This is a genomic window from Corallococcus sp. EGB (assembly GCF_019968905.1).
Classification (GTDB): Bacteria; Myxococcota; Myxococcia; order Myxococcales; family Myxococcaceae; genus Corallococcus.
This window is the reverse complement of the sequence record NZ_CP079946.1, coordinates 3,355,289-3,379,683: the sequence shown is the minus strand read 5'-3', so window position 1 is coordinate 3,379,683 and position 24,395 is coordinate 3,355,289. Positions and strand designations below refer to the sequence as shown.

The 24,395-nt window shown below is 71.6% G+C and carries 27 protein-coding genes and 1 pseudogene; 1 reads left to right on the top strand and 27 read right to left on the bottom strand.

Annotated elements, in window-relative coordinates; all coding sequences use genetic code 11:
- Window positions 1-8: 8 nt before the first annotated feature.
- The 27 genes and pseudogenes from KYK13_RS14185 to KYK13_RS14055 all read right to left on the bottom strand — a co-directional run bounded on the left by KYK13_RS14185 (window position 9) and on the right by KYK13_RS14055 (window position 23,357).
- Window positions 9-1,730, bottom strand: a complete 1,722-nt coding sequence (locus KYK13_RS14185; RefSeq protein WP_223644967.1) for a putative ABC exporter domain-containing protein — start codon at window positions 1,728-1,730, stop codon at window positions 9-11.
- On the bottom strand, window positions 1,727-2,497 hold the full coding sequence (locus KYK13_RS14180) for an ABC transporter ATP-binding protein (protein ID WP_223644965.1): 771 nt from the start codon (window positions 2,495-2,497) through the stop codon (window positions 1,727-1,729). Before KYK13_RS14180 ends, KYK13_RS14185 begins: the two co-directional genes overlap by 4 nt.
- Before the next feature lie 27 nt (window positions 2,498-2,524).
- Window positions 2,525-2,911: a response regulator gene (locus KYK13_RS14175; RefSeq protein WP_223644963.1), complete on the bottom strand. Its 387-nt coding sequence runs from the start codon at window positions 2,909-2,911 to the stop codon at window positions 2,525-2,527.
- A gap of 69 nt (window positions 2,912-2,980) precedes the next feature.
- Window positions 2,981-4,024 (bottom strand): chemotaxis-specific protein-glutamate methyltransferase CheB, encoded by a 1,044-nt coding sequence (cheB, locus tag KYK13_RS14170; RefSeq protein WP_223644961.1) that lies wholly within the window; start codon window positions 4,022-4,024, stop codon window positions 2,981-2,983.
- Window positions 4,024-4,896: a protein-glutamate O-methyltransferase CheR gene (locus tag KYK13_RS14165; RefSeq protein ID WP_223644959.1), complete on the bottom strand. Its 873-nt coding sequence runs from the start codon at window positions 4,894-4,896 to the stop codon at window positions 4,024-4,026. Before KYK13_RS14165 ends, cheB begins: the two co-directional genes overlap by 1 nt.
- A 13-nt stretch (window positions 4,897-4,909) precedes the next feature.
- Window positions 4,910-6,901, bottom strand: coding sequence for a HEAT repeat domain-containing protein (locus tag KYK13_RS14160; RefSeq protein WP_223644957.1), 1,992 nt, complete (start codon window positions 6,899-6,901; stop codon window positions 4,910-4,912).
- A gap of 156 nt (window positions 6,902-7,057) precedes the next feature.
- Window positions 7,058-7,447, bottom strand: a complete 390-nt coding sequence (locus KYK13_RS14155; RefSeq protein WP_223644955.1) for a hypothetical protein — start codon at window positions 7,445-7,447, stop codon at window positions 7,058-7,060.
- A gap of 46 nt (window positions 7,448-7,493) precedes the next feature.
- Window positions 7,494-8,021, bottom strand: a complete 528-nt coding sequence (locus KYK13_RS14150) for a chemotaxis protein CheW (RefSeq protein ID WP_223644953.1) — start codon at window positions 8,019-8,021, stop codon at window positions 7,494-7,496.
- Window positions 8,018-8,581 (bottom strand): chemotaxis protein CheW, encoded by a 564-nt coding sequence (locus KYK13_RS14145; protein WP_223644951.1) that lies wholly within the window; start codon window positions 8,579-8,581, stop codon window positions 8,018-8,020. Before KYK13_RS14145 ends, KYK13_RS14150 begins: the two co-directional genes overlap by 4 nt.
- Before the next feature lie 34 nt (window positions 8,582-8,615).
- On the bottom strand, window positions 8,616-10,844 hold the full coding sequence (locus KYK13_RS14140; protein WP_223644949.1) for a chemotaxis protein CheA: 2,229 nt from the start codon (window positions 10,842-10,844) through the stop codon (window positions 8,616-8,618).
- Window positions 10,841-11,215, bottom strand: coding sequence for a response regulator (locus KYK13_RS14135; protein ID WP_223644947.1), 375 nt, complete (start codon window positions 11,213-11,215; stop codon window positions 10,841-10,843). Before KYK13_RS14135 ends, KYK13_RS14140 begins: the two co-directional genes overlap by 4 nt.
- A 54-nt stretch (window positions 11,216-11,269) precedes the next feature.
- Window positions 11,270-11,761, bottom strand: coding sequence for a M17 family peptidase N-terminal domain-containing protein (locus tag KYK13_RS14130; RefSeq protein WP_223644945.1), 492 nt, complete (start codon window positions 11,759-11,761; stop codon window positions 11,270-11,272).
- On the bottom strand, window positions 11,758-12,183 hold the full coding sequence (nusB, locus tag KYK13_RS14125; protein ID WP_223644943.1) for a transcription antitermination factor NusB: 426 nt from the start codon (window positions 12,181-12,183) through the stop codon (window positions 11,758-11,760). Before nusB ends, KYK13_RS14130 begins: the two co-directional genes overlap by 4 nt.
- 5 nt (window positions 12,184-12,188) lie before the next feature.
- Window positions 12,189-12,689, bottom strand: coding sequence for a 6,7-dimethyl-8-ribityllumazine synthase (ribE, locus tag KYK13_RS14120; RefSeq protein WP_223644941.1), 501 nt, complete (start codon window positions 12,687-12,689; stop codon window positions 12,189-12,191).
- A gap of 26 nt (window positions 12,690-12,715) precedes the next feature.
- Entirely contained in the window at window positions 12,716-13,381 is a 666-nt protein-coding gene (locus KYK13_RS14115; protein WP_223644939.1) for a riboflavin synthase, read from the bottom strand.
- A 39-nt stretch (window positions 13,382-13,420) separates the two neighbouring features.
- Window positions 13,421-14,584, bottom strand: a complete 1,164-nt coding sequence (ribD, locus tag KYK13_RS14110; RefSeq protein ID WP_223644937.1) for a bifunctional diaminohydroxyphosphoribosylaminopyrimidine deaminase/5-amino-6-(5-phosphoribosylamino)uracil reductase RibD — start codon at window positions 14,582-14,584, stop codon at window positions 13,421-13,423.
- A gap of 10 nt (window positions 14,585-14,594) precedes the next feature.
- Window positions 14,595-15,089, bottom strand: a pseudogene (gene nrdR, locus KYK13_RS14105) (transcriptional regulator NrdR); the annotation flags it as partial.
- Window positions 15,090-15,106: 17 nt separating this feature from the next.
- Window positions 15,107-16,363 (bottom strand): serine hydroxymethyltransferase, encoded by a 1,257-nt coding sequence (gene glyA, locus KYK13_RS14100; RefSeq protein ID WP_223644935.1) that lies wholly within the window; start codon window positions 16,361-16,363, stop codon window positions 15,107-15,109.
- A 58-nt stretch (window positions 16,364-16,421) separates the two neighbouring features.
- Entirely contained in the window at window positions 16,422-16,868 is a 447-nt protein-coding gene (rpiB, locus tag KYK13_RS14095) for a ribose 5-phosphate isomerase B (protein WP_223644933.1), read from the bottom strand.
- 103 nt (window positions 16,869-16,971) lie between these two features.
- A complete protein-coding gene (fabF, locus tag KYK13_RS14090) occupies window positions 16,972-18,228 on the bottom strand; it encodes a beta-ketoacyl-ACP synthase II (RefSeq protein WP_223644931.1) in 1,257 nt (418 codons plus the stop codon).
- 87 nt (window positions 18,229-18,315) lie between these two features.
- Window positions 18,316-18,564, bottom strand: coding sequence for an acyl carrier protein (gene acpP, locus KYK13_RS14085; protein WP_014395452.1), 249 nt, complete (start codon window positions 18,562-18,564; stop codon window positions 18,316-18,318).
- A 105-nt stretch (window positions 18,565-18,669) separates the two neighbouring features.
- Window positions 18,670-19,419, bottom strand: a complete 750-nt coding sequence (fabG, locus tag KYK13_RS14080) for a 3-oxoacyl-[acyl-carrier-protein] reductase (RefSeq protein ID WP_223644929.1) — start codon at window positions 19,417-19,419, stop codon at window positions 18,670-18,672.
- Window positions 19,416-20,354 carry an ACP S-malonyltransferase gene (gene fabD / locus KYK13_RS14075; protein ID WP_223644927.1) on the bottom strand — a complete coding sequence of 313 codons (939 nt, stop codon included), beginning with the start codon at window positions 20,352-20,354 and terminating at the stop codon, window positions 19,416-19,418. The genes fabG and fabD overlap by 4 nt, the downstream gene beginning before the upstream one ends.
- 28 nt (window positions 20,355-20,382) lie before the next feature.
- Window positions 20,383-21,384 carry a beta-ketoacyl-ACP synthase III gene (locus KYK13_RS14070; RefSeq protein WP_223644926.1) on the bottom strand — a complete coding sequence of 334 codons (1,002 nt, stop codon included), beginning with the start codon at window positions 21,382-21,384 and terminating at the stop codon, window positions 20,383-20,385.
- A gap of 44 nt (window positions 21,385-21,428) precedes the next feature.
- Window positions 21,429-22,490, bottom strand: a complete 1,062-nt coding sequence (plsX, locus tag KYK13_RS14065) for a phosphate acyltransferase PlsX (protein WP_223644924.1) — start codon at window positions 22,488-22,490, stop codon at window positions 21,429-21,431.
- Between the two features lie 20 nt (window positions 22,491-22,510).
- Window positions 22,511-22,699 (bottom strand): 50S ribosomal protein L32, encoded by a 189-nt coding sequence (gene rpmF, locus KYK13_RS14060; RefSeq protein ID WP_014395447.1) that lies wholly within the window; start codon window positions 22,697-22,699, stop codon window positions 22,511-22,513.
- A 58-nt stretch (window positions 22,700-22,757) separates the two neighbouring features.
- Window positions 22,758-23,357, bottom strand: coding sequence for a DUF177 domain-containing protein (locus tag KYK13_RS14055; RefSeq protein ID WP_223644922.1), 600 nt, complete (start codon window positions 23,355-23,357; stop codon window positions 22,758-22,760).
- Between the two features lie 355 nt (window positions 23,358-23,712).
- Between KYK13_RS14055 and KYK13_RS14050 the strand changes: the two genes are divergently transcribed.
- Window positions 23,713-24,393, top strand: coding sequence for a response regulator (locus KYK13_RS14050; protein WP_223644920.1), 681 nt, complete (start codon window positions 23,713-23,715; stop codon window positions 24,391-24,393).
- Window positions 24,394-24,395 lie beyond the last annotated feature (2 nt).

Below are 24,395 nucleotides of genomic sequence, written 5' to 3'. Positions count from 1 at the left end.
GCTCGCGCTCACGCTTCGTTCGACTGTTCTTCCGACACGTCCAGCCGCTCGAAGGCACGGCCCAGGACGGCGACGCCCAGCGCCACCTCCGCGAAGAGTGCTCCGGCCGCCGCCAGCCCCGCGAGCGGAACCGCCCAGCGCCCCATGACAGTGAACAGCGGATAGCCCACGAGGAGGGCCACCACCGCGGCAGGCAACAGTCCCAGGAACGTCACCACCAGCGTGCCCACCAGCGTGAGCAGCCGCTGCCCCAGCGCCTCCACGCCGCGCGCCCGCTCGGCGTCGGCCGGAATCCACGCGGGCAGCAGCACCACCGCCGCGTTCTGAACGAAGAGCCCCGCCAGGCCCAGCGCCGGCAAGACGGCCATGAGCCCCAGCACCACCGGCGTGGACCACGGCGCGAGCGTCGCGTCGTCCCTTCCCACGCCCAGCACCAGCGCCACGAGCAACATCACCCCCTGCGCCCCCCCCAACACCAGCGCGGAGGCCGCCAGCTCCGCGCCCACCACCTGCCGCCCCGTGAGCGGCAGCGCGCGCAGGAGCTCCAGCTTCGGCAGGTCCATGCGCAGGTCGGTGCGGAACGCGCTGGGGCCAATCACGGCCATGGCCACCGCGACCATCAGGGCCATGGGGCCCAGGAACTCGCGGCTGTTGGAGAACAGCCGCGTGTCCCCCATCAGCAGCGCGAACACGGCGCCCAGCACTCCGAAGGCCAGCAGCAACACCAGCCCGCTGCCCATGCGCCGGCGCGCGACGAGGTTCTTCCACAGGATCGCCACCTCTGGACGCCCCCGGGCCTCGAGCACGAAGGGCACCCGGCCCACGCGCAGCGTGCCCGTGCGCGAGGCCCGCCGTGCCCGCCGCCGCGACCGCTCCTCCGCCCCGGCCACCGCCGAGTCCTCGAAGGGCACCTCCACCGCCAGCACCCAGGCGTAATGCGCCACCAGCAGCGCCAGCGACGCGGGCAGGTAGCGCAGGAAGTCCGGCCAGGTGCGCGCCATCGACGGGGCCACCAGCGCCCGGCCCGGCCAGAGCACCGCGCGGGGGCCGGGGGCATCGAGCACATCGCTCAGCCACTCGCGCACGGCGAAGGGCGCGGCAAGGTTCTCCGGCAGCGGGTGCTCTCGCAGCGTGGACAGGACCAGGGCCAAGGCCGCCACCAGGACGCCGGCCACCACCGCCCAGCGCACCCCGCTGCCCCAGCGCCCTCGCGACGCGAGCCACACGCGCACGAAGGACGCCGCCGTGCCGTGCAGGTAGAGCGTGCCCATGGCCAGCGCCGCGCCCAGGAAGAAGAGCACCGGCCGGGGGTTGGTGAAGCGCCCCACGAAGAGCGTCGCCGCCAGCGCCGCGAGCGTCGCGCTCAGGAGGCCTCTCAAGAGCTTGTAGTGCAGCAGCGCCTTGCGCGTGACGGGCGCGGAGAAGAAGGTCTGCACCTCCGTCTGCGTGAAGGTCAGCGCGGGGCGGTCCGCGCCCAGCACCCACGCCGTCACCAGCGTGCCCAGCACGGACATCTCCAGCGAGAACTCCGCGAACAGCCTCGCGTTGGGGGACACCCCGCGGCCCGTGCCCTGGACGAACACGCTGCGCCCCACCAGCGAGTACAGGTACGCGAGCCCCACCAGCGCGCCCAGCAGGTAGCGCGGACGCTTCAGCCGCTGCACCTGGCGCACCGCCCGGTTGCGCCAGCTCCTCACCCAGAGGAACGCCACCGCGCTCGGAAGGCTCACGCCGGTTCGTTCCTCCGTGCCGCCGTCTCCTCCGCCGCGCTGGTGATGCGCACGAACAGCTCCTCCAGCGACGCGCCGTCCCCGGCTCCGCCCGCCAGCTGCTCGCGGATCTCCGGCAGCGAGCCCAGCGCCACCGCGCGTCCTCCGGCGATGATCAGCAGCCGGTGGCACAGCTCCTCCACCAGCGGCAGCAGGTGCGACGACAGCACCAGGGCCGTGCCCTCTTCCGCGCGGCGGCGCAGGGAGGCCTTCATGCGGCGGATGCCCAGCGGATCCAACCCCGTCAGCGGTTCATCCAGGAGGATGAGCCGGGGCTGGTGCAGGAAGCCGCACGCGATGGACAGCTTCTGCTTCATGCCGCGCGACAGCTCGCCCGGCAGCGATCTCTCCCGGCCCGTGAGCGCCATCTCCTCCAGGAGCGCGCGGCCCCGTTCCTCCCAGCCCTCCACGCCGTAGAGCCGCGCGGTGAAGTTCAGGTGCTCCCAGACGGTGAGGTACTCGAAGAAGCGCGGCTCGTCCGGGAGGAAGGCCAGCTGCCGCTTCGCCTCCACCGGCGCCTGGGCCACGTCGAATCCGGCCACGCGCACGCGCCCCGCGGACGCCGGGAGGATGCCGGCCAGGCACCGGAGCGTGGACGTCTTGCCCGCGCCGTTGGGCCCCACCAGGCCCAGCACCTCGCCCGGCGCCACCTGGAAGGACAGCCCGCGCACCGCCCGCACCGCGCCGTACGTCTTCTCCAGTCCCTCGACGTCCAACGCCGGTTCCATGCGTGCCCTTGGGATGTCCGCCGAAGCTCAGCCGAGCTTCAGCAGCTCCTTCACCGTGTCCAGCACCACGCGGGCCTGCACGGGCTTCACCAGGTAGGCCGTGGCCCCCAGCGCCATGGCCCGCTCCCGGTCCGCGGCCGCGCCCTCCGTCGTCACCACGACGATGGGCACCGCCCGGTGCTCTTGCGTCTGGCGGATGTGGTGGATGAGCTTCAGCCCGTCCATCAACGGCATGTTGATGTCCGTCATCACCAGGTCGAAGCGCCCCTGCGTGGTGAGCTTCTTGAGCCCCTCCACGCCGTCCTGCGCCTCGATGCAGACCACGTCCGTCAGACGCTGGAGCGCGTACATGATGCTGCGGCGCATGGCCTGCGAGTCATCCACCACCAGCGCGCGGATCGGCTGCTGCGACATGGCCCTCAGCCTACCATCCGCGCGCCCCCTGGCCCCGGAATGTGCGGCGGCTGTCATGCAGCCAGCGATTCACGGCCCGGCGGACGGGCGACGGCGGCGCACCAGCATGGCCAGCTCCGAGCCGATGTCGTCCAGGGGAAGCACCCGGCACACCGCCCCGGTGGCGATGGCCTCCTTGGGCATGCCGTACACCACCGCCGTGTCCTCGGACTCGGCCCAGGTCTCGCCGCCCCCGCGGCGGACGGCGCGCACGCCCTGGGCCCCGTCCGCGCCCATGCCCGTCAGCACCACCGCCACCGCGCGCGGGCCCAGCACCTCCGCCACGCTCTCGAAGAGGCGGTCCACCGACGGGGCGTACTTGTCCGCGGGCACGGGGGACGGCGTGCGCAGCTCCAGGCGCCCGGTGCGGTCCGACAGCACCAGATGCCGCCCGCCCGGCGCGATGTAGACGTGGCCCGGCGCCACCACGTCGCCCTCGCGCGCCTCCCTCACCGTGAAGGGCCCGATGCGGTCCAGCCGCTCCGCGAAGGCGCGGGTGAACTGCGAGGGCATGTGCTGGCCCACCAGCACGCTGACGTTCGGCTCGGAGGCCAGCCCCTCCAACAGCCGCTGCACCGCGGGGGGCCCCCCCGTGGACGCGCCCACGGCGATGACCTGCGGCGCTTCCCCCGCCAGCACGGCGCCGCGCAACGCGGCCCCGTGGCGGCCCCCGGACTTCACGTGGCGCGCCGCGAGCACCTTGTCGAGCAGCTCGCGCCGCAGCCGCTCCAGCGCCGCCGGCGTGCCCTGGGGCGGCTTGGCGATGAAGTCGAACGCCCCCAGCTCCAGCGCCTTGAACACGTCCGACCGGTGCGAATAGCTGGAGATGACGATGACGGGCGTGGGCGCCGCGCGCATGAGCAGCCGCAGGAAGGTGTGGCCGCCCAGCCGGGGCATCTCCAGGTCCACCGTCACCACGTCGGGCTTCAGGTCCAGGACCTTCTTGAGCCCCTCCTCGCCGTCGTGGGCCCAGCCCAGCACCCGCACCTCCTCGGAGGACTCCAGGAGCGTGGTGAGCGTGCGGCGGTTGGTGGCCGAGTCGTCGATGACGAGCACCGTGAGCGGACGTCCCATCAGCGGCCCTCCCCGCCCGGAAGCTCGGGCCGGCGGTAGACGAGGTCGCCCTTCAGGTGCACCAGCTCGAAGTCCGCGCCCAGGCTGAGCAGGTTCTCCGCGTGGCCCAGCAGCAGGTAGCCCCCGGGACAGAGCCGGTCGCGGATGACGCCCAGCACGCGGCGGCGCGCGGCCAGGTCGAAGTAGATCATCACGTTGCGGCAGAAGACGACGTCCGAGCGCGGCACCAGCTGGCTGCCCGCCACGTCCGACAGGTTGTGGTGGCCGAAGCTCACCCACGCCCGCACGTCGTCGCGCACGCGCACGCGGTTCACCCCCGCGGGCACGAAGTAGCGCTCCAGCAGGTCCGGCGGCGTCGCGCGCAGGGCGCTGGGGCCGTACTCGGCGCGGCGGGCCACGGTCAGCACGCGGCGCGACAGGTCCGTCCCCAGCACCTCCACGTCCCAGTCGTCGAAGCGGCCGCTCTCCTTCAGGAGCATGGCCAGCGTGTACGCCTCCTCGCCGGAGGAGCACCCCGCGGACCACAGCCGCAGACGCCGCGTGTGCGCGTTGCGCTTCTCCAGGACGGGGAGCAGCTCCTCGCGGAAGGCCTTGAGCTGCGCGGGCTCGCGGAAGAAGTACGTCTCATGCGTGGTGAGCGACTCGACGGCCGCCTCCAGCTCCGCGCTGCGCTGGGCGTCGTAGCGCAGGTAGCGGTGGTAGGAGCCGAAGTCCTGGATCCCCAGCGCCTCCAGCCGGGGCCACAGCCGCCGCTCCATCACGAACTTCATGTTCTCGTGGATGAGGATTCCGCAGTGCGCGTAGACGTGGTCGCGCAGCAGCCGGAACTCCTCCGGCGTCATCTCCGGGCGGCCCTCGTCGAAGCGTGGCATCCGAGTCCTCCCCTCACCGCCCCGATAACCGGTGCACCGCGTCCGACAACGCCACCCGGGCCAGCGCGTCCTGCTCCACCGTCAGCGCATGTCCGAGCGCGGGCAGGCACTCCGGCCGCCCCAGTCCCCCCAACACGCGCGCCGCCGCCACCCGCACGTCCCAGCGGGGATGGCCCAACAGCGACACCGCCAGCGCCGCCCCGTCCGCCGAGGCCTCCGCCGACGACAGCGCCGCCAGCGCGGCCTTCACCACCTCCGCGTCCGGGTGGCCGAGCGCGTCCCAGAGGACGCCCGCGCCCACCGTCCCCAGCTTCGTGAGGGCCCGCACCGCCAGCATCGCGAGCGCGCCATCCCCGTGGCGCACCAGCGCCTCCAGGTCCGGCGAGCGCTCCTTCGCGCCCGCCACGCCCACCGCCTCCACCGCGGCCACGCGCACGCCGCGGTCCTCGTCCTTCAGGGCGAGCCCGAGGAACGTCGCGGCCTCCTTGCCGCCCTGCTGCCCCAGGGAGCGCACCGCGGCGATGCGCACCTTCGGGGACTCATCCGCCAGCGCGCCGCGCGCCAGCTCCAGGCCCGCCTCGCCGTCCGCCCGGCCCGCGGCCTCCACCGCCGCCGCGCGCCAGGACGCGTCCTCGTCGCGGGCAATCCGCCGCAACGTGGGCAGCACCCGGGCGCGGCCCAGCCGGCCCAGCACCGCCACCGCCGCGGGCGTCGAGCGCTGCTCCACCGCCGCTTCCAGCGCGGTGAGCGCCGCCATCGGGTGGGCCACGGACAGCTGCTCCAGCGCTCGCGCCGCCATGCTGGACAGGGACGGATCCGCGAGCAGCTCCACCAGCGGCGCCACGGCCTCCGGCGAGCGCGTGCGCCCCAGCGCCCGCACCACCACCGCGCGCAGGTCGTCCTCCGCCCACTCCAAGAGCGCGCACAGCTCCGCGACCGACGTGGAGTCCACCAGCAGCACCAGCGCCTCCGCCGCGACGGTGCGAGCAGGCAGCGACAGCGTGCCCATGCTCCCGAGCAGCAGGCGCCGTCCCTCCGGCCCCAGCTGTCCCAGCGTGAAGAGCACCTCGCGCAACAGCCGGTCCTCGCGCGCCACCTCCGCCACCGCCACCGCGAGCGACGCCGCGCCCAGGGCCCCGGCGGCCACCAGCGCGCCGGCCCGCACCTGGACGTCCTCGCCGTCCAGCGCCTGAGCCACGTACTCCGTCACGCCCGGGATGCCGCTCAGCACCGAGCGAGCCACCGCGTCCAGCTCGCCGCGCTCGTACGGCCCCAGTCCCGAGGCCTGGGCTCCCAGCGCGACGAGCGCCGCCTCACGCACCGACCGCACCGGCGACGCCAGGGCCCGGCAGATGCGCTCCGTGGCCACGCCCGGCGGGTACAGGCCCAGCAGCCGCAGGGCGCTGCGCTGCACTCCCGGGTCCTCCACCAGGGCCATCACCCGCTCCAGCGGCGGCGCGCGCTTGAGCGACGCCAGGCCCTCCAGCGCGGCCAGCCTCAAGAGGGGCGTGGGCACGTTCAGCAGGTCTTGCAGGGCCCGGGCGGCGGCGTCCCCGCCCATCCGGCCCAGCGCCTCCGCGGCCGACACGCGCACGTTGAGGTCTTCGTCGGAGAGCGCTCGGAGGAGCACGTCCTCCACCTGCGGCTGCCCCAGCTGCCCCAGGATGTCCGCCGCCAGCTTGCGTTGATCCGGATCCTCGTGCTCCAGCAGCCGCACCAGCGGAGCGACGGCCACCGGTCCCATTCCGGCCAGCGCTTCCGCCGCCGCGTTGCGCGCGCCCGTCTCACCGCGCTCTCCCAGGACAGAGACGAGCCGCGCGGTGACGCCCTGCGCGTCCGGCACGTGGCGGAGGCCCTCCGCCGCCGCGTGACGTACGCGCCAGCTCTCGTCATGCAGGCCGGTGGTGAAGGTCTCCAGCGCTCCGGGCCCGCGCGGATCCACCGCCTGCAGCGCCCGGTACCGCGCCTCCTCCTGCCCCGCGGGGGACCGCACCGTGTCGCTCATCCGCCGTCCTCCTTCGGGGCCTTCGTTCCTCGGGATGGCCCCATCCTGCTCGAAGCCGACGAAGGAGTCGCGTCCCCCGAGGCCGGACAGGCGGCGGGTGCCAACGCCCACCTTCCCCCTTCACGTCCGGGCAGGAAGGAGGCGCGCGGCCGCCACTCAGGCCGCCTGTGGTTCCGCGTCCCACCCCTCCTGGCCGAAGAACCAGAGGGAGTACACGCCCAGCACCGTGCCGAGCGGGAAGTTGGGCAGCGCCAGGATGGCGAGCAGCGTCGCCATGCCCCGGGACACGGGACTGCCCCGCACCAGCCCCAGGCCCAGGGAGATTCCCGCGAAGCCCAGCGCCACGAGCAGCACGACGAAGGCCATCATCCCGAGGACCATGGGATTGTCCAGGGCGCGCACGGACGGCGCGGAGTGGCCGGTGGCGGCGATGCGCGCCACAAGCCAGGTGGCGTAGCCCATGCCCGCCGCTCCCACCAGCACCAGCAGGTGCACGAACACGTACAGAATCCCCAACGACTTCCGGTGCGCGCTCAGGTCTCGCATGACGTCCCCCTTCAAATGCGGGGCGCGCGCGGCGAAAGCGGTGCGCTCAGCCGGTTGACGGCGGGCGGGCGTCGCGCTCCAGCTCCGCGCGCAGGAGCGCCTTCAGGTCCAGGAGCAGGCGCAGCCGCGCTGGCGGTCCACACACGCCCACGACGAACGGCGTGCGCCCTCCAGCCATGAGCGCCGGTGCGGGCTTGATGTCGCAGCGGCGCACGCGCAGCACCTCCGCCACACGGTCCACCCGCGCCACCACGCGGCGCGTCCCCAGCCGGCACACCAGCATCCGCGTGCGCCGCGTCTCCGGCGAGGGCTCTCCCAACAGACGCCGCCGCAGGTCCACCACGGGCAGCATCACGCCTCGCAGGTGCAGCACGCCCTCCACGAAGGCGGGCGCATGCGGGATGGGAATCACGCGCTGGGGCGGGAGGATCTCCTCCACGCGCATGATGTCCAGCACGTACTCCTCGTTGCCCACGAAGAAGGCGCACAGCTGCACCTCGGCCTCGGCCGCGGCCGTCTCCGGGAGCCGCTCGCCGCGCGGGCGACGGGCCAGCAGGTTCACGGGGTCCGTCATGGGGCGAGCACCTGCTCCGGATCCAACAGGATGTAGAGCTGCGAGCCCTTGCGCCCCAGCCCCGCCACGCAGTCCCGGTCCCCGCGCAGCCCCGCGGGCGACAGCTCCACCATGGACGGCTTGAGCCGCACCACCCCCGCCACCGAGTCCACCCACACGCCCGCGGGCCCGTCCTCCGTCTTGAGCACCAGGATGCGCGCGGCCCTCGGCGGCAGGCCCGCGTCCGGCCCCGCCACCACCGGCGGCGCGTCCGCCAGCCGCAGCCGCAGCTTCACGTCGTAGACGGGCAGCAGCTCCCCGCGCAGGTTCATCACGCCCAGCAGCTGCGGCTCCGCGCGCGGAATCTCCGTGAGCAGCGGCACCTTGCAGATCTCCCTCACCGCGAGGATGGGCACCGCGTAGCACTCCGCCTCCAGGCGGAAGGCCAGGTACTCGGTGGGCTCCTCCTCCAGGAGCGGCTGCGCCAGGTCATCACTGCCCGCGGCGAAGTCCAACAGCCCCCCGACGTCCTCGTCCGGGCGGTAGAAGAACGCGTCGAGCAGGGCTTCGAAACGGGACACGCCCCGGAGGATAGCAGCCCCCGGCGCGGGCGCCTCAAGCGCGGCGCCGCTCCTGCGCGATGCCCTCTTCCAGGAGCTCCGCGACATCCAGGACCAGCACGGTGCGGCGGTTGCCCAGGTCCGTCGCGCCGGAGATGCCCTTCACGCGGCTCAGCCGGCCGCCCAGGGGCTTGGTGACGATGTCCTGCTGACCGAACAGCTCGTCCACCGCGATGCCCAGCCGCTGCTGCGCCAGGCCCACCACGATGACGAAGTGGCGGCTCACCTCGTGCTCCGGCAGGTGGAACAGGCGCCCGAGCCGCAGGAAGGGCAGCGTCTGGCCGCGCAGGTCCAACACCTCGCGGCGCTCCACGGTGCGGATGTCGCGCGGCTGCACGGAGAGGATTTCGAGCACGCTGTTGAGCGGCACCGCGTAGGTGCGCCCGCTGACGCCCACCACCAGCGCGCGCACGATGGCCAGCGTCACCGGCAGGGTCAGGTGGAAGGCCGTGCCCCGGCCGCGCTCGCTCCACACGTCGATGATGCCGGACAGGTTGCCCAGGTTGTTCTTCACCACGTCCAGGCCCACGCCCCGTCCGGAGAGCGCGCTGACGCTGGAGCGGGTGGAGAAGCCCGGCAGGAAGATGAGGTTGAGCAGCTCGCGCCGCGTCATCTCGCTCACCTGCGACGGGGTGACGAGCCCGCGCGACAGCGCGACCTCGCGCACGCGCACCTCGTCGATGCCCGAGCCGTCGTCGGACACGCTGATGACGACGTGGTTGCCCTTCTGCTCCGCGCGCAGCCGCACCACCGCGCGCCGGGGCTTGCCCTCGGCCAGCCGCGCCTCCGGGCCCTCCGCGCCATGGTCGATGGCGTTGCGGATGAGGTGCATCAGCGGATCGCTGAGCTCCTCAACGATGAGCTTGTCCAGCTCCACCTCGCCGCCGGAGCTGACGAAGTCGATCTCCTTGCCGGCCTCGCGGGCAATCTTGCGCACCAGCCGCGCCAGCTTGTCGAAGACCTGGCCCACGGGGACCATGCGCGCCTCGAGCAGCCCCTCCTGGAGCGCCTCCAGCTTGCGCTCCAGCTGCCGCGTCTCGCGCGAGAGCTCCTGGCCGAAGAGCTTGGACAGCGCGACGGTGCCGTCCTGCCGGGACGTCTCCGCCAGCCGCTGGAGGTTGGCCTTGATGAGCAGGAGCTCGCCCACCATGTTGATGAGCCCGTCCAGCCGCCCGATGTCCACGCGCACCGTCTGCGTGAGCGAGCGCAGGGACGTCTCCTCCGCCTTGGGACGGCCCGCGGGGATGGGCGCGGACGCGGCGGCCTTGAGGCCCACCACCGTGGCCGGAGGCGCCACCGCGTGCATGCGCGGAGGACCTCCCCCCGGGCTCACGGGCACGGTCGCGAGGGTGGTCTCCACCGGCGCCTCGGCGTCCTCGTCGGGCTCCTGCTCGTCGTCGGGGAGCAGCACCTCGGCGTCCTGGCGCACGGGCCGAGGCGCGTCGAGCGCGACCTGCGTCGAGCCCGCTTCGGGCGGACGCACGGACAGCGGCGCCAGCTCCGCGGGCGTGCCCTTGAGGCCGTCCTCCAGGGCCCGCGCGCCCACCTTCGCGCCGAAGATGAGGTCGAACGCGATGCCGTTGGCGCCGCCCGGCCGCGAAGAGGGCAGCGTGCTGATGACCTCGCCCAGGGGCTTGAGGCGCGCGTTCAGGTCCGCCAGGCCCTGGTCGAAGTCCGTGAGGTCGAACGCCGCGCGCACCCGCCACAGCGCCACCCCGCGCCGCACGTTCTCGCGCAGCCGGTGCTCCTCGTACTCGGTGAAGACGGCGCGCACCGTCGCGTCCAGCTCCAGCCGCTCCAGCGGATCCTCCTCCACGGCGGGCGGGGGAGAACCCAGCCGCGCCATGCGGTCCTCCATGGCCCGGGTGCGCAGGGTGAGCTCCGGCCCCTCCTCGCTCCGGGACGCCTCCCCGAGCAGCGCCTGGAACGTGTCCAGCGCGTCCACCAGCGTGTCCAGGACCTGCTCATCCAGCGTCAGCCGGCCCAGGCGCAGGCGGTCCAGCAGGTCCTCCGCCGCGTGCGCCAGCTGGCTGATGCGCTCCTGGCCGAAGAGCCCCGACAGGCCCTTGAGCGAGTGCGCCGCGCGGAAGATGCCGTTGATGTGCTCCGGATCCGCCTCCTGGCCCCGCGCCTCGTCCAGGGCCAGGAGGTCGCGGCCCAGCGCATCCAGGATTTCGGTGGCCTCGGCGACGAACTCCGCCAGCGCCTTGCCTCCGGGCGTCACAGCGGCTTCAGGAAGCGCCGCAGGAGCGCCTCCAGTTCTTCCGGCTGGAAGGGCTTCACCAGGTAACCGGCGGCGCCCAGCGCCATGCCCCGCGAGCGGTCCTGCTCACGCCCCTCGGTGGTGACGATGATGAGCGGCACGTCCCGGTAGTTGGGGTTCTTCTTGACGAAGTTGATGAGCTCCAGCCCGTTGATGTCGGGCATGTTGATGTCGGTGATGATGAGGTCGAAGCGCTGACGCGGCAGCAGCTTCAGCGCCTCGAAGCCGCTGGCGGTGGTAACGGCTTCGACGCCTTCCACGGCCTCCACGGTCGCGGCGATGTGCTCGCGCGACACCTTGGAGTCCTCGACGATCAACACCTTGAACTTCATCGCGCGCGCCTCGAGGGCCGGATGCTAGCAGAACCCCCGCCGGGCCGCCGAGCGTCAGCCCTTCCGGGATGACAGCGACCCGACAAGCCCCTTGTCCGCGAGGAGCGACACCCGTCCCCCCTTGAACGCAGGCAGGAACTGCCGCTGGTACGCCTCCGCTCGGGCGGAGTCGCTCAAGGAAGACCCCTGGGGCACCTCCAAGGCCACCGACTCCACCTTCGCGCGGGAGAGCACCCTCGCCGCGCCCGCCAGCGCCTCGCCCAGCGAGGCCGCGTCCAGGCGCTTCCGGGAGCCCAGCCCCACCACGAAGATGCGCGGCACGGTCAGCTTCCCGTCCGACGGCAGCAGGAGCCAGTCGTCCTTCACGCCGGTGAAGAACCCGCCCTGGAGCACGCGGGACAGGGCGCCGCACAGCCGCCAGTCCACGAAGCCGGCGGAGGACGGCAGGGGGCGGTCGTCCTCGGCCACGAAGAGGCAGAGGGCGTCCACCCCCGTCAGCGCGTCCAGGCCCTCCAGGCCCACGTCCAGGGTCTGCGTCTGGCTCACGGCTTCCCGAGCGCCACCGCGACGCGGTCCAAGAGGCCGTTGACGAAGGCGCTCGACTCCTCGTTGCCGAAGTTCTTCCCCAGCTCCACCGCCTCGTTGATGGTCACCTTGCGGGGGATGTCCGGGCGGTACTTCAGCTCGAAGATGCCCACCCGGAGGACGTTGCGGTCGATGCGGGACATGCGGTCCAGGCGCCAGTTGTGGCTGTGGCGCTCAATCAGCGCGTCAATCTCCGCGCGGTGCGACTCCACGCCCTCCACCAGCTCCCTGGCGAACTTCACCGCGTCCGGCTCCGGCTTTCCGTCCTCCGCGGAGGCGGCCCACGCCGAATCCAGGGCCTCCCGCGTGGTGGCACCCTGGGTCATCTCCATCTGGTAGAGCGCCTGCAGCGCCCGCTCCCGTGCCGTTCTGCGCGCGCCCATCGCGGCTACCCCTTTCGCTCCGCGCCCGTCATGCGCGCGAAGAGGTTGACCATCTCGATGCAGGCCAGCGTGGCCTCCGCGCCCTTGTTGCCCGCCTTCACGCCCGCCCGGTCGATGGCCTGCTCCACGGTATCGCACGTGAGCACGCCGAACGTCACCGCCGCCGGCTTCGCCCCGGACGCCGCGCTGAACGCCACCGAACCAATGCCCTTGGCGCACTCGCCGGCCACGTAGTCGAAGTGGGGGGTGCCGCCGCGGATGACCGCCCCCAGGACGATGATGCCCGAGTACTGGCCCCCCTCGGACACGCGCCGGGTGAGGCCGGGCAGCTCATAGGTGCCGGGGCAGCGGTACACGTCGATGGCGTCGTCCTTCACGCCATGGCGCACCAGGGTGTCCACGGCGCCCTTCAAGAGCTCCTCCGTGATGAAGCTGTTGAACCGGGAGACGCAGATGGCGAACCGGCCCTGGGGGGGGAGGAAGTCCCCTTCGAAATAGCGAGGCATGGCGCGCTCCTTACACCACCTGCCCCCTACCCGCGAGGGCTGAAACCCGCCGCCCGCACCACCGCCTCCGTCAGCCCCGCGCCCTGGGCGGCGGCCTCCGGGGCCCCCCGAAGGGCGTACAGCCGGGCCACGTACTTGCCAATGAGGTCGCCCTCCAGGTTCACCTTCGCCCCGGGGCCCTTGCCGTGCAGCGTGGTGCGCTGTTGCGTCTCCGGAATCAGCTGCACCTGGAAGCGGTCCGTCTCCACCGCGTTCACCGTGAGGCTGATGCCGTCGATGGTGACGGAGCCCTTTTCGATGAAGCAGGGCGCCAGCTCCGGGGGCAGCCGGAACACCATCACCCACGAGCCGCCCTCCGCGTACGTCTCCAGCACCTCGCTGACGGCGTCCACGTGGCCCGACACCAGGTGCCCGCCCAGCCGGTCCCCCAGGGCGAGCGCGCGCTCCAGGTTCACCCTGTCCCCCGCCTTCCGGGCCCCCAGGGTGGTGCGCCGCAGCGTCTCCGGGGCCGCCTGGACGCGGAAGGTGTCCCCGCCCTTCTCCACCACGGTGAGGCAGGCGCCGTCCACGGCGATGGATTCCCCCAGGGCGAAGGCTTCCGCGCCCAGCGAGGTGCGAATCCAGTAGTCGGTCATCGCGCCAGAGGTGACGCGGGTGATGGTGCCAGTGTCCTGGATGAGGCCGGTGAACATGGCCGGACTCTAACGGATGCCCCGGCGGGGCGCTGGCCTTCAGAGCAGGGCGCGCAGGAGGACGTCGTCCCCCACCTTCTCCATCGTCAGGTCCTTCACGGCCAGGGCGTGGGCCATGTCCTTCACGCCCAGTTCTCCCGCCCACGTCAGCCCCCCCGCCCCCACCAGCTTGGGGGCGAGGAACAGGGCGAGCGCATCCGCCAGGTGCTCGCGGAGCAGCGTGCCGTACAGGCCCGCGCCGCCCTCCACGAGCACGTGGTTGAGCCCCTCCTTCGCCACGCGCTTGAGCAGGGCCTTCAGGTCCACGCGGTCCTGCTTCGCGCGCACGTTCCACACCTCCACCCCCTGGGCCAGGAAGCGCCGGGCGCGCCGGCCCTCCGGGTCCTCCAGCGTGGCGATGACGGTGCGCGCCGGGCTGCGCTGGGTGAAGACGGTGTGCCCCGGGGACAGCCTGAGGTGCGAGTCCACCACCACGCGCACCGCGTCCTTGCCCCCGCCGCCGGGCAGCCGCGTGGTGAGCTGCGGGTCATCCATGCGCACGGTGTTGGCGCCCACGAGGATGGCGTCCACCTGGTCGCGCAGCCGGTGCACCCACGCGCGAGACGCTTCGCCCGTCACCCACCGCGAGTCCCCCGAGGGCGCGGCGATCTTCCCGTCCAGCGTCACCGCCGCCTTGAGCGTCACCCAGGGCAGGCCCGTGCGCATCATCTTGAAGAAGGGCCGGTTGAGCGCGTCCGCCTCGTCCTTGAGGACGTGCGGCACCACCGCCACGCCGCCGCGCTTGAGCCGGTTGAGCCCCTTGCCGCTGACCAGCGGGTTGGGGTCCGCCGACGCGCTGAACACGCGCCGCACGCCGGCCTCCAGCACCGCCAGGCTGCATGGCGGGGTGCGCCCGTAGTGGTCGCATGGCTCCAGCGTGGTGTAGAGGTCCGCGCCGCGCGCCTTGGAGCCCGCGGCCTCCAGCGCGACGACCTCCGCGTGCGCCGTGCCGGCCTTCTTGTGGTGGCCACGCGCGATGATGCGCCCGCCCTTCACCAGCACCGCGCCCACGACGGGGTTCGGGCTGGTGCGGCCCAGGCCCTTGGCGGCCTCCTCCAGCGCGATGCGCATGAAGAACTCGGCCACCGCGCGGTCGAAGTCCGCCGCGCGCTTGGAGCGGGGGGCCTTCTCCGCCTGCAACCGTGAGCGCGTGAGCAAGCGCATACCGCCCTTCCTAACCGTCCTTGGGCGGAGTCACAGGCGGCTTCGCCTTGCGCTCACGCTCCTGGTCCTCGAGCAGGTCCTTCAGCTCGTGCATGAACTCGGAGATGTCGCGGAAGCTTCGGTACACGGACGCGAAGCGCACGTACGCCACCTCGTCCAGTTGCTGTAACCGCCGCATCACGTGCTCGCCAATGGATGAGGAGGGCACCTCCTTCTCCCCCATCCCCTGGAGCAGCCGCTCGATGTCCTCCACCGTCGCCTCCAGCTGCGCGGCGGACACCGGGCGCTTCTCGCACGCCTTCTTCAGGCCGTTGAGGATCTTCTCGCGGTCGAAGGCCTCGCGCCGCCCGTCCTTCTTCACGATGAGCGGGTAGAGCTCCTCCACCCGCTCGTACGTGGTGAAGCGGCGCTTGCAGGTCAGGCACTCGCGGCGCCGCCGGATGACGGAGCCCTCGTGCGACTCGCGCGAGTCGATGACCTTGTTCTCCGGGTCCTGGCAGAAGGGGGCAGCGCACGGGCGGCTTACTTGAGGCGCGAGGCGTACAGCGGGAAGCCCTGGGCCAGCTCCTTCACCTGCCCCTTCACCCGCGCGAGCGCCGCGTCGTCCTGCGCGGCGTCCAGCGCCTGGCCGATGAGCCGGCCCACCACCGCCATCTCCGCCTCGCGCATGCCGCGCGTGGTGATGGCCGGGGTGCCCACCCGGATGCCGGAGGTCGTCGTGGGCTTCTCCGGGTCGAAGGGGATCATGTTCTTGTTGACCGTGATGCCCGCCTTGCCCAGCACGTCCTCGGCCACCTTGCCGGTGAGCTTCTTGGCGCGCAGGTCCACCAGCATCAGGTGGTTGTCCGTGCCGCCCGAGCACAGCCGCAGGCCCGCGGACTTCAGCGCCTCCGCCAGCGCCTGCGCGTTGGCGACAATCTGCTTCTGGTACGCCTTGAACTCCGGCGACAGCGCCTCCTTGAGGGCCACCGCCTTGCCCGCGATGGCGTGCATCAGCGGGCCGCCCTGGATGCCGGGGAAGATCTGGCTGTTGAGGGTCTTCGCGTACGCCTCGCGCGACAGCACCATGCCGCCGCGCGGGCCGCGCAGCGTCTTGTGCGTGGTGGTGGTGACGATTTCGGCGAAGGGCACCGGCGACGGGTGCACGCCCGCGGCCACCAGGCCCGCGATGTGGGCCATGTCCACCAGCATGGCGGCGCCCGCCTTGTCGGCGATCTCCCGGAACTTCGCGAAGTCGAGCGTGCGCGGGTACGCGCTCGCGCCCACCACCAGCACCTTGGGCTTGTGCTCCAGGGCCAGCGACTCCACCTGCGCGAAGTCGATGGTCTCCGTGTCGCGGGACAGGCCGTAGTGGACGACCTTGTAGAGCTTGCCGGAGAAGTTGAACGACGCGCCGTGGGTCAGGTGGCCGCCGGAGTTCAGGTCCAGCGACAGCATGGTGTCGCCCGGCTTCATCAGCGCCATGAAGGCGCCCATGTTGGCCTGGCTGCCGGAGTGCGCCTGCACGTTCACCGCGTCCGCGCCGAACAGCTCCTTCGCGCGGGCGATGGCCAGGTTCTCCGCCACGTCCACCACCTCGCAGCCGCCGTAGTAGCGCTTGCCGGGGTAGCCTTCCGCGTACTTGTTGGTGAGCACGGAGCCCACCGCCTCCATCACCGCCGGGCTGACGAAGTTCTCCGAGGCGATGAGCTCCAGCCCCTCCTCCTGACGCTCCGTCTCGTGCCGGAGCACCTGGGCGATTTCAGGATCCACCTGGGACAGCGTGCGGGTGTTCTCCATGGGGTTGCCTCCTGGCCTGCGAACGAAGGGGAACTGCGAGGGGACGCCTCAACGGCCTTCAGCGCTGCTGGGCCTCGAGGTCGCGAATCTTCTGGACGCGCTTCTCGTGGCGGCCGCCCTCGAAGGCGGTGGAGAGGAAGGCCTCCAGGATGCCGCGCGCCACGCCCGCGCCCACCACGCGCTGGCCCAGGCACAACACGTTGGCGTCGTTGTGCGCGCGGGTCATCCGCGCCTCGAATTCGGAGGTGCACAGGGCCGCCCGGATGCCCCGGTGCTTGTTGGCCACGATGCTCATCCCGATGCCGGTGCCGCACACCAGCACGCCCAACGTGCCCGCCTCCGCCACCACCTGGCGGGCCACCTGCGAGGCGAAGTCCGGGTAGTCCACGGACTCGCGCGTCTGGGGGCCCAGGTCCTGGTGCTCGGTGCCACGCTCCTTCAGGAGCGCCACCAGCTCCTGGCGCAGCTCGATGCCCGCGTGGTCGGAGGCGAGGATGACTTTCACGGCCGGACTCCGGAAGGAGGGGCCCACGCCCGTGGGCGGGGCCGGGAAGGAGGCCCCCTGCCCGCCGCTCCCGTCCTGCGGAAGCAGCGGGCCGGAAGGGCCGTCAGGTGAAGCGCTTGAACACCAGCACCGCGTTGGTGCCGCCGAAGCCGAACGAGTTGCTCATCACCGCGTCCACCCGGGCGTCACGCGCCGTGTTGGGCACGTAGTCCAGGTCGCAGTCCGGGTCCGGCGACGTCAGGTTGATGGTGGGCGGAACCTTGTTCTCTGTGAGCACCTTCACGCTCACCACCGCCTCCGCGCCACCCGCCGCGCCGAGCATGTGGCCCGTCATGGACTTGGTGGACGACACCATCAGCTTGCGCGCGTGCTCGCCGAACACGGCCTTCAGCGCCTTGGTCTCGTTGGCGTCGTTGAACGGCGTGGACGTGCCGTGGGCGTTCACGTAGCCCACCTGGTCCGGCCGCATGCCCGCGGAGTCCAGCGCCAGGCGCATGCAGCGCGCCGCGCCCTCGCCCTCCGGCGCCGGCTGGGTGACGTGGTACGCGTCCGAGTTGGCCCCGTACCCCACCACCTCCGCCAGGATCCTGGCGCCGCGCCTCTTCGCGGACTCCAGCTCCTCCAGCACCACGATGCCCGCGCCCTCGCCCATCACGAAGCCGTCGCGCTCCTTGTCGAAGGGGCGGCTGGCGCGCTGCGGGTCGTCGTTGCGCGTGGACAGGGCCTTCATCACGGAGAAGCCGCCCATGCCCAGGGGCGTGATGGCCGCCTCCGCGCCGCCGGCGATGGCCGCGTCCGTCTCACCCAGGCGGATGGACTTCCAGGCCTCGCCAATGGCGTGGGCGCTGGTGGCGCAGGCCGACACCGGGGCCCAGTTGGGGCCCTTGCAGTTGTAGCGCATGGAGATGAGCCCAGGCGCCATGTTGACGATCATCTGGATGATGAAGAAGGGCGACAAACGGTCGAACCCCTTCTCCAGCCCCTTGCGGTGCTGCTCCTCCAGCGAGGAGATGCCCCCGATGCCGGAGCCCACGATGACGCCCACGCGCTCCGGGATGTAGCCATGGGGGGCGTCCGGGCCGATGGGCAGGCCCGACTCCTTCACCGCCATGTCGGCGGCGGCCATCGCGTACTGGGCGAACAGGTCCATCCGGCGCACTTCGCGCCTGTCGATGAACTGCTCGGGCTCGAAGTCCTTCACCTCGCCCGCGATGCGCGCGTCGAGCTTCCCCAGTTCGAAACGGGTGATCGTACCGATACCGGATTGACCGGCCAGCATCGACTGCCAGTTCTTCTCGGTGCCGGTGCCCAGCGCTGAAATCAGGCCGGTGCCGGTGATGACGACTCGACGGTTTGACACTGTTCTTCTCCGCTGACCGCGATGGGGCGCGGAAGCGCCGGTGAGGACGCTCCCCCAGTGCCCCGGACATCCGGGTGTCGCGACTGCCTACTTCTTGTGGGTCTTCACGTAGTTCACGGCGTCGCCGACGGTCTTGATGTTCTCCGCCTCGTCGTCCGGAATCTCGACCTCGAACTCCTCTTCCATCGCCATGACCAGCTCGACGATGTCGAGGCTGTCCGCGCCCAGGTCTTCAATGAAGGACGACTCGGGCTTGATCTCATCCTCACCCACACCGAGCTGGTCGGCGATGATGGACTTGATCTTGGTTTCCACGTCGGTTGCGGTGGTGGACATACGTACGGAACCCTCCAGCTCCAGATGGGGCCCGCCGTTTGATTCGCGGGCCGTCTTCAAGGCGGGCGCGGTATATCCCACGCCCGGCGGCAATCCAACCTTGGCTTACATGTACATGCCGCCGTTGACCTTCAGGACCTCGCCGGTGATGTAGGACGCCGCATCACTCGCGAGGAAGACCACGGCCCCGGCGACCTCCTCCGGGTTGCCCAGGCGGCCCAGCGCGATGCCGCCCAGCATCTTCTGCCGCAGCTCGTCGTCGAGGTGCGACGTCATGTCCGTCCCGATGAACCCGGGGGACACGGCATTGACGCGGATGCTCCGGGTGGCCAGCTCCCGGGCCACGGACTTGGTCAGGCCGATGAGCCCCGCCTTGGCGGCCGAGTAGGCGGCCTGGCCCGGGTTGCCCATCTCCCCCACCACGGAGGTGATGTTGATGATGGCCCCGGCGCGCTGCTTCATCATGGGCCGGCTGGCGGCGCGGATGAGCGCGAAGGCGCCCCGGAGGTTGGTGTCCAGCTGCCGGTCCCAGTCCTCGTCCTTGACGCGCATCACCAGGCCGTCAATGGCCATGCCCGCGTTGTTCACGAGCACGTCCAGCCGGCCGTGCGCCTTGACGATGCCGTCGATGGCGCTCGCGCACGCGGCGGTGTCCGCCAGGTCGAACTTCACGGCCTCCGCCTTGGCGCCCGCCTGCTGGAGCAGGGCCACCGTCTCCTGCGCGGCGGCCTCGTTGCCCACGTAGCTGATGACCACGGTGGACGCGCCCGCCTTCGCGAAGGCCTGCGCGCACGCCCGGCCGATGCCGCGCGAGCCACCCGTCACCAGCACCACCTTGTCCTTGAAACCGCTCATGCTGCCCCCAGCGCGGCGAGCACCTTCTCCAGGGTCGCGGCGTTCTCGACGTTGAACGATTCGATGTCCTTGGTGATGCGCTTGATGAGGCCGCCCAGCACCTTGCCCGGCCCCAGCTCCACCACATGCGTGACGCCGTTCGCCTTGAGCGACTCCACGCATTCAATCCAGCGCACCGGCGCGCTCACCTGCTCCAGGAGCAGCGGCACCACGCGGGCGGCGGCCGCGTTCGGCTTCGCCTCCACGTTGCTCACCACCGGCACGGACGGCGCCTGGATGCGCACGCCCGACAGCACCTCCGCGAGGCGCGGCTTGACGGGGTCCATCAGCGCGCAGTGGAAGGGGGCGGAGACGGGCAGCGGCATCACGCGCTTGGCCCCGGCTTCCTTGCACTTCGCGCCCGCGCGCTCCACCGCGGCCGCGTGGCCCGCGATGACCGTCTGCTCGGGCGAGTTGTAGTTGGCCGGCGCGACGACCTGCCCTTGCGCCGCGGCGTCGCAGGCGGCCTTCACCGCGTCCGGGGTGAGGCCCAGGATGACGGCCATGCCGCCCGTGCCCACGGGCACCGCCTCCTGCATGAAGGTGCCGCGCGCGCGCACCGCCCGCGCCGCGTCCTGGAGGCCCATGGCGCCCGCGGCCACCAGCGCGGAGTACTCGCCCAGCGAGTGGCCCGCGACGAACGCCGGGGCCGGGCCGCGCTTCTGGAACACCGCGTGCACCGCGGCGGACACCGTGAGGATGGCCGGCTGGGTGGTGGCGGTGAGCTTCAGCGCCTCTTCCGGGCCCTCGAAGCAGGTGGTGGAGAGCTTCTCGTGCAGCGCGTCGTCCACGGCGTCGAAGACGGCCCGCGCTTCCGGGAACTGCTCATAGAGGTCCTTGCCCATCCCCACGGCCTGACTGCCCTGCCCGGGAAACACGAACGCGACCTTCGCCATGTTGCGGTCCTTCCTTGTGTCGTCCTGCCTACCAGCGCACCACCGCGCTGCCCCACGCCATCCCCGCGCCAATGGCCATCATCGCGATGACATCCCCGCGCTTGAGGCGGCCGGCGCGCTGCGCCTCGTCCAGCGACATGGGCAGCGAGGCGGACGACGTGTTGCCGTACTTGTGCAGGTTGAGCCAGCATTTTTCCTTGGGAATCTCCAGCCGCTCCATCACCGCTTCCAGGATTCGCAGGTTCGCCTGATGGGCGATGACATGGTCCACCTGCGTCGTGGACAACCCGTGGGCCCCCAATGAAGCCCGGGTGGATTCCACCAGCGCACGCACCGCGAAGCGGAACACCTCCTTCCCGTTCATCTTGAGCTTGTGAAGATTTGCATCCACGTTGTCCGAGGTGACGGGGGTGCGCGAGCCGCCCGCGGGGATGCAGAGGAGGTTGGCGAAGTCGCCGTCGGTGCGCAGGTGGGTGGAGAGGATGCCGCGCGGCGCCATGGCGTCGTCCTCCACGTCCGGGGCAGCGGCCAGCACCAGGGCGCCCGCGCCGTCCCCGAAGAGGATGCAGGTGTTCCGGTCCGTCCAGTCCACCGCGCGGGTGAGCAGGTCCGCGCCCACGACGAGCGCGCGCCTCACCTGCCCCGAGCGCACGAACTGGTCCGCCACGCTGAGCGCGTACAGCCCGCCGGCGCACGCGGCGGACACGTCGAAGGCGAAGGCGCGCTTCGCCCCCAGCTTCGACTGCACCAGCGCGGCGCAGGACGGCATGGGCATGTCCGCGGTGACGGTGCCCACGACGATGAGGTCCAGGTCTCCGGGCGCCATCCCCGCCATCTCCAGGGCGTTGCGCGCGGCGCTCACGGCCAGGTCGCTCGTCGCCTCGTCCGGGGCGGCCTGCCGGCGCTCCTGGATGCCGGTGCGCTCGCGGATCCACGCGTCGTTCGTGTCCACCAGGCGCTCCAGGTCCTGGTTGGTGAGGACCTGCGAGGGGGCATAGGAACCGGTTCCAATGATGTGCGTGCGTGCCACGAGCCCTCCGGATTCGTCGGAGTCCAACGCCCGGGCGGCGCGCTCTAATCGGCCCCGTCGTCTCCGTCCGCCTTCCTTCCCCGCTGGTGGGGAGGAAGCCAGGCGGCGGCGTTGGCGATGCAGCGCGTCAGCTCTTCCTGCACGCCCGCTCGCACATGCTGCAGCGCGGTGACGAGCGCGTTGTGGATGGCGCGGGGAGAGGAGCGGCCGTGCGCGACGATGCCCACCCCCTGCAGTCCCAGGAGCGGCGCGCCGCCGTATTCGGCGTAGTCCATGACGCGGCGCAGCCCCGCGAGGGTGGGCTTGAGCAACAGCGCGCCCAGCTTCTCCGGCAGGCCGCCGCGCTTCTCGATGGCGGAGCGCAAGAGGCCGGTGATGCCCATGCCCACGCCCTCGGACGTCTTGAGGACGATGTTGCCGGTGAAGCCGTCCGTCACGACGACCTCCACGTCGCCGGAGAACAGGTCCTTGCCCTCCACGTAGCCCACGAATTCCAGGTCCGAGCGGCGCAGGAGCGCGCTCGCGTCGCGCGTGAGCTGCGTCCCCTTGGAGTCCTCCTCGCCGTTGGAGAGCACCGCCACCCGGGGGCGCTTCACGCCCAGGCGCGTGCGCGAATAGGCCTCGCCGAGCACGGCGAACTGGGCCAGGTGCGAGGGGCGGCAGTCCACGTTGGCGCCGGCGTCCAGGAGGAGACAGCGGCCTTCGCCCTTGAGGGCCGGAAACAGGGCCGCGATGGCCGGACGCTCCACGCCGGGGATCCGGCCGAGCGTCAACATGCCACCGGCCATCACCGCGCCGGAGTTGCCCGCCGACACGAGGGCGGACGCCTCCCCCTGCCGGACGAGCTCGAAGCCCACCCGGAGCGAGGAGTCCCGCTTGCGCCGGAACGCGGCGGTCGCGGGGTCGTCCATCTCCACCACTTCGGACGCGTGGTGGAGGTGGATGTTGGGAGGCGCGCCGGCTCGCTCCAGGACGGGGCGTACACGCGTGGCGTCCCCGACCAGCACGAGCTCGTGCCCGGGATACGCTCGCGCGAACAGCACGCCTCCGTCCACGACGGCGTCGGGGGCGTGGTCGCCACCCATCGCGTCGAGGACGAGCCGCACCGGCAGCCTTCCGCTTTCAACTACTCCGCGGCGGTCGCGATGACCTCACGGCCACCGTAGTTGCCACAGGCCGCGCAGGCGCGGTGCGGCATCACGGGCTCCTTGCACTTGGAGCACTTGATGACCTGCACGGGGGTCCGCAGGTTGTTGTTGCCGGCCCGACGACGGTCCCGGCGCATCTTCGACGTCCGCTTCTTGGGAACTCCCACGGCTCACCTCGGCATCGGACCCGTCCCCCCTCGCGACCTGCGAGGGGCATAGGGACCGTCAGTTCAGCTTGATGTTCTTCAGCGGCGACAGTCGAGGGTCCACGACCTTCGGCTCACAGCCGCACTTCTTCTCGTTGAGGTTCTGGCCGCACTGCGAGCAGAGCCCCTGGCAGTCTTCCCGACAGACCGCGTTCATCGGGAGCGCGAGCAATACCTGCTCCCGGACGATCGGATCCAGATCGATCGTCTTGCCATCGAAAACCTGCTCGTCCGTGTCGTCCAGTTCGAAGGAACCCGCGGATTCACCCTGGGCACGTTCCTTCTTCTCCATGGACTTCTCGTCTTCGTCCAGGAAGTCATCGCCCCGGGCCAGGGACTCCGGCACCAAGTTGATGGTGAAGGACACGGGCAGGTCCAGCTTCACGTCCGTGAGGCAGCGCTTGCAGGGCGCGCCCACATGGGCGGTGAAGCTGCCCTGCAGCAGCACACCGCCGCTGAGCTTGCGCAGGGTGGCGTGGAGCGTGGACGGAGCGGTCGCCTGAAAGCCGGTGCCCTCGCCGGACCCCTGGCCTTCGAGGGCCTCCTTGAGGACCTCGGGAGCGATGGGCTCGTCGAGCTTCAGCCCCGCGTCTTTGATTTGCTCAATCTTTACGACCATCTACAAGGCTTCCCGGCAAAAGGGCGCGCAACATAGAGGGACTCCCCCCGTCAGTCAACACGCCGGGTTGGGCTCCCACGCCGTGCCGCGTGGATCCATTCAACACCGCGCTGGTAGCTTTCCATCTGATGCGCCCCCCCTGCCCGGGGTTGGCGGGGCGCACCCTGCGTCCGGGGGCTCGGGTTGCGGCCCGCCCTGCCGTCGCGGGGCCAGCCGCTCCCGCCCCCGCCCCCGGGCGCGCTGGTGGGGGGACAGGCGGGCCTGGCGCATGGATGTCACATGGATGTCCCGAGCCCACCGGAACGAATCTGTTACGGGACGCCACGCATTCCATCCCCTTCGCGGGAGCACCTTCATGGCGCGCATCCTCATCATCGAGGACGAGCAGGACCTGGCCGGACTCGTCGACTACAACCTCCGCGCCGCGGGCTTCGAGACGGACACGGCGAACACCGGCGCGGGCGGACTGGCCCGGGCGCGGGCCCACCCCCCGGACCTGGTGCTGCTGGACCTGATGCTGCCGGACGTGGCGGGCGGTGAAGTCCTGCGCATGCTCAAGAACGACCCGGAGATGAAGAAGGCCGCGGTCGTCATCGTCAGCGCCAAGGGCCAGGAGGCGGACCGCATCCAGGGCCTGGAGTTGGGCGCGGACGACTACGTGGTGAAGCCCTTCTCCGTGCGCGAGCTGCTGCTGCGCGTGAAGGCGGTGCTGCGCCGCGCGGACGCGGAGGAAGGCCCCGCCGCGGTGCTGGCCGCGGGTGACATCAGCCTGGACACGTCGCGCCACCAGGTGCGGGTGAAGGGCGAGGAGGTCATCCTCACCGCGCTGGAGTTCCGCCTGCTGCGCACGCTCCTGGAGAGGAGCGACCGCGTGCAGACGCGCGAGGTGCTGCTGTCCGACGTCTGGGGCATCCAGGCGGAGATCCACACGCGCACCGTGGACACGCACATCAAGCGCCTGCGCGAGAAGCTGGGCCCCGCGGGCGACATCATCGAGACCGTGCGCGGCGTGGGCTACAAGCTCAGCCCTCCGTGAGG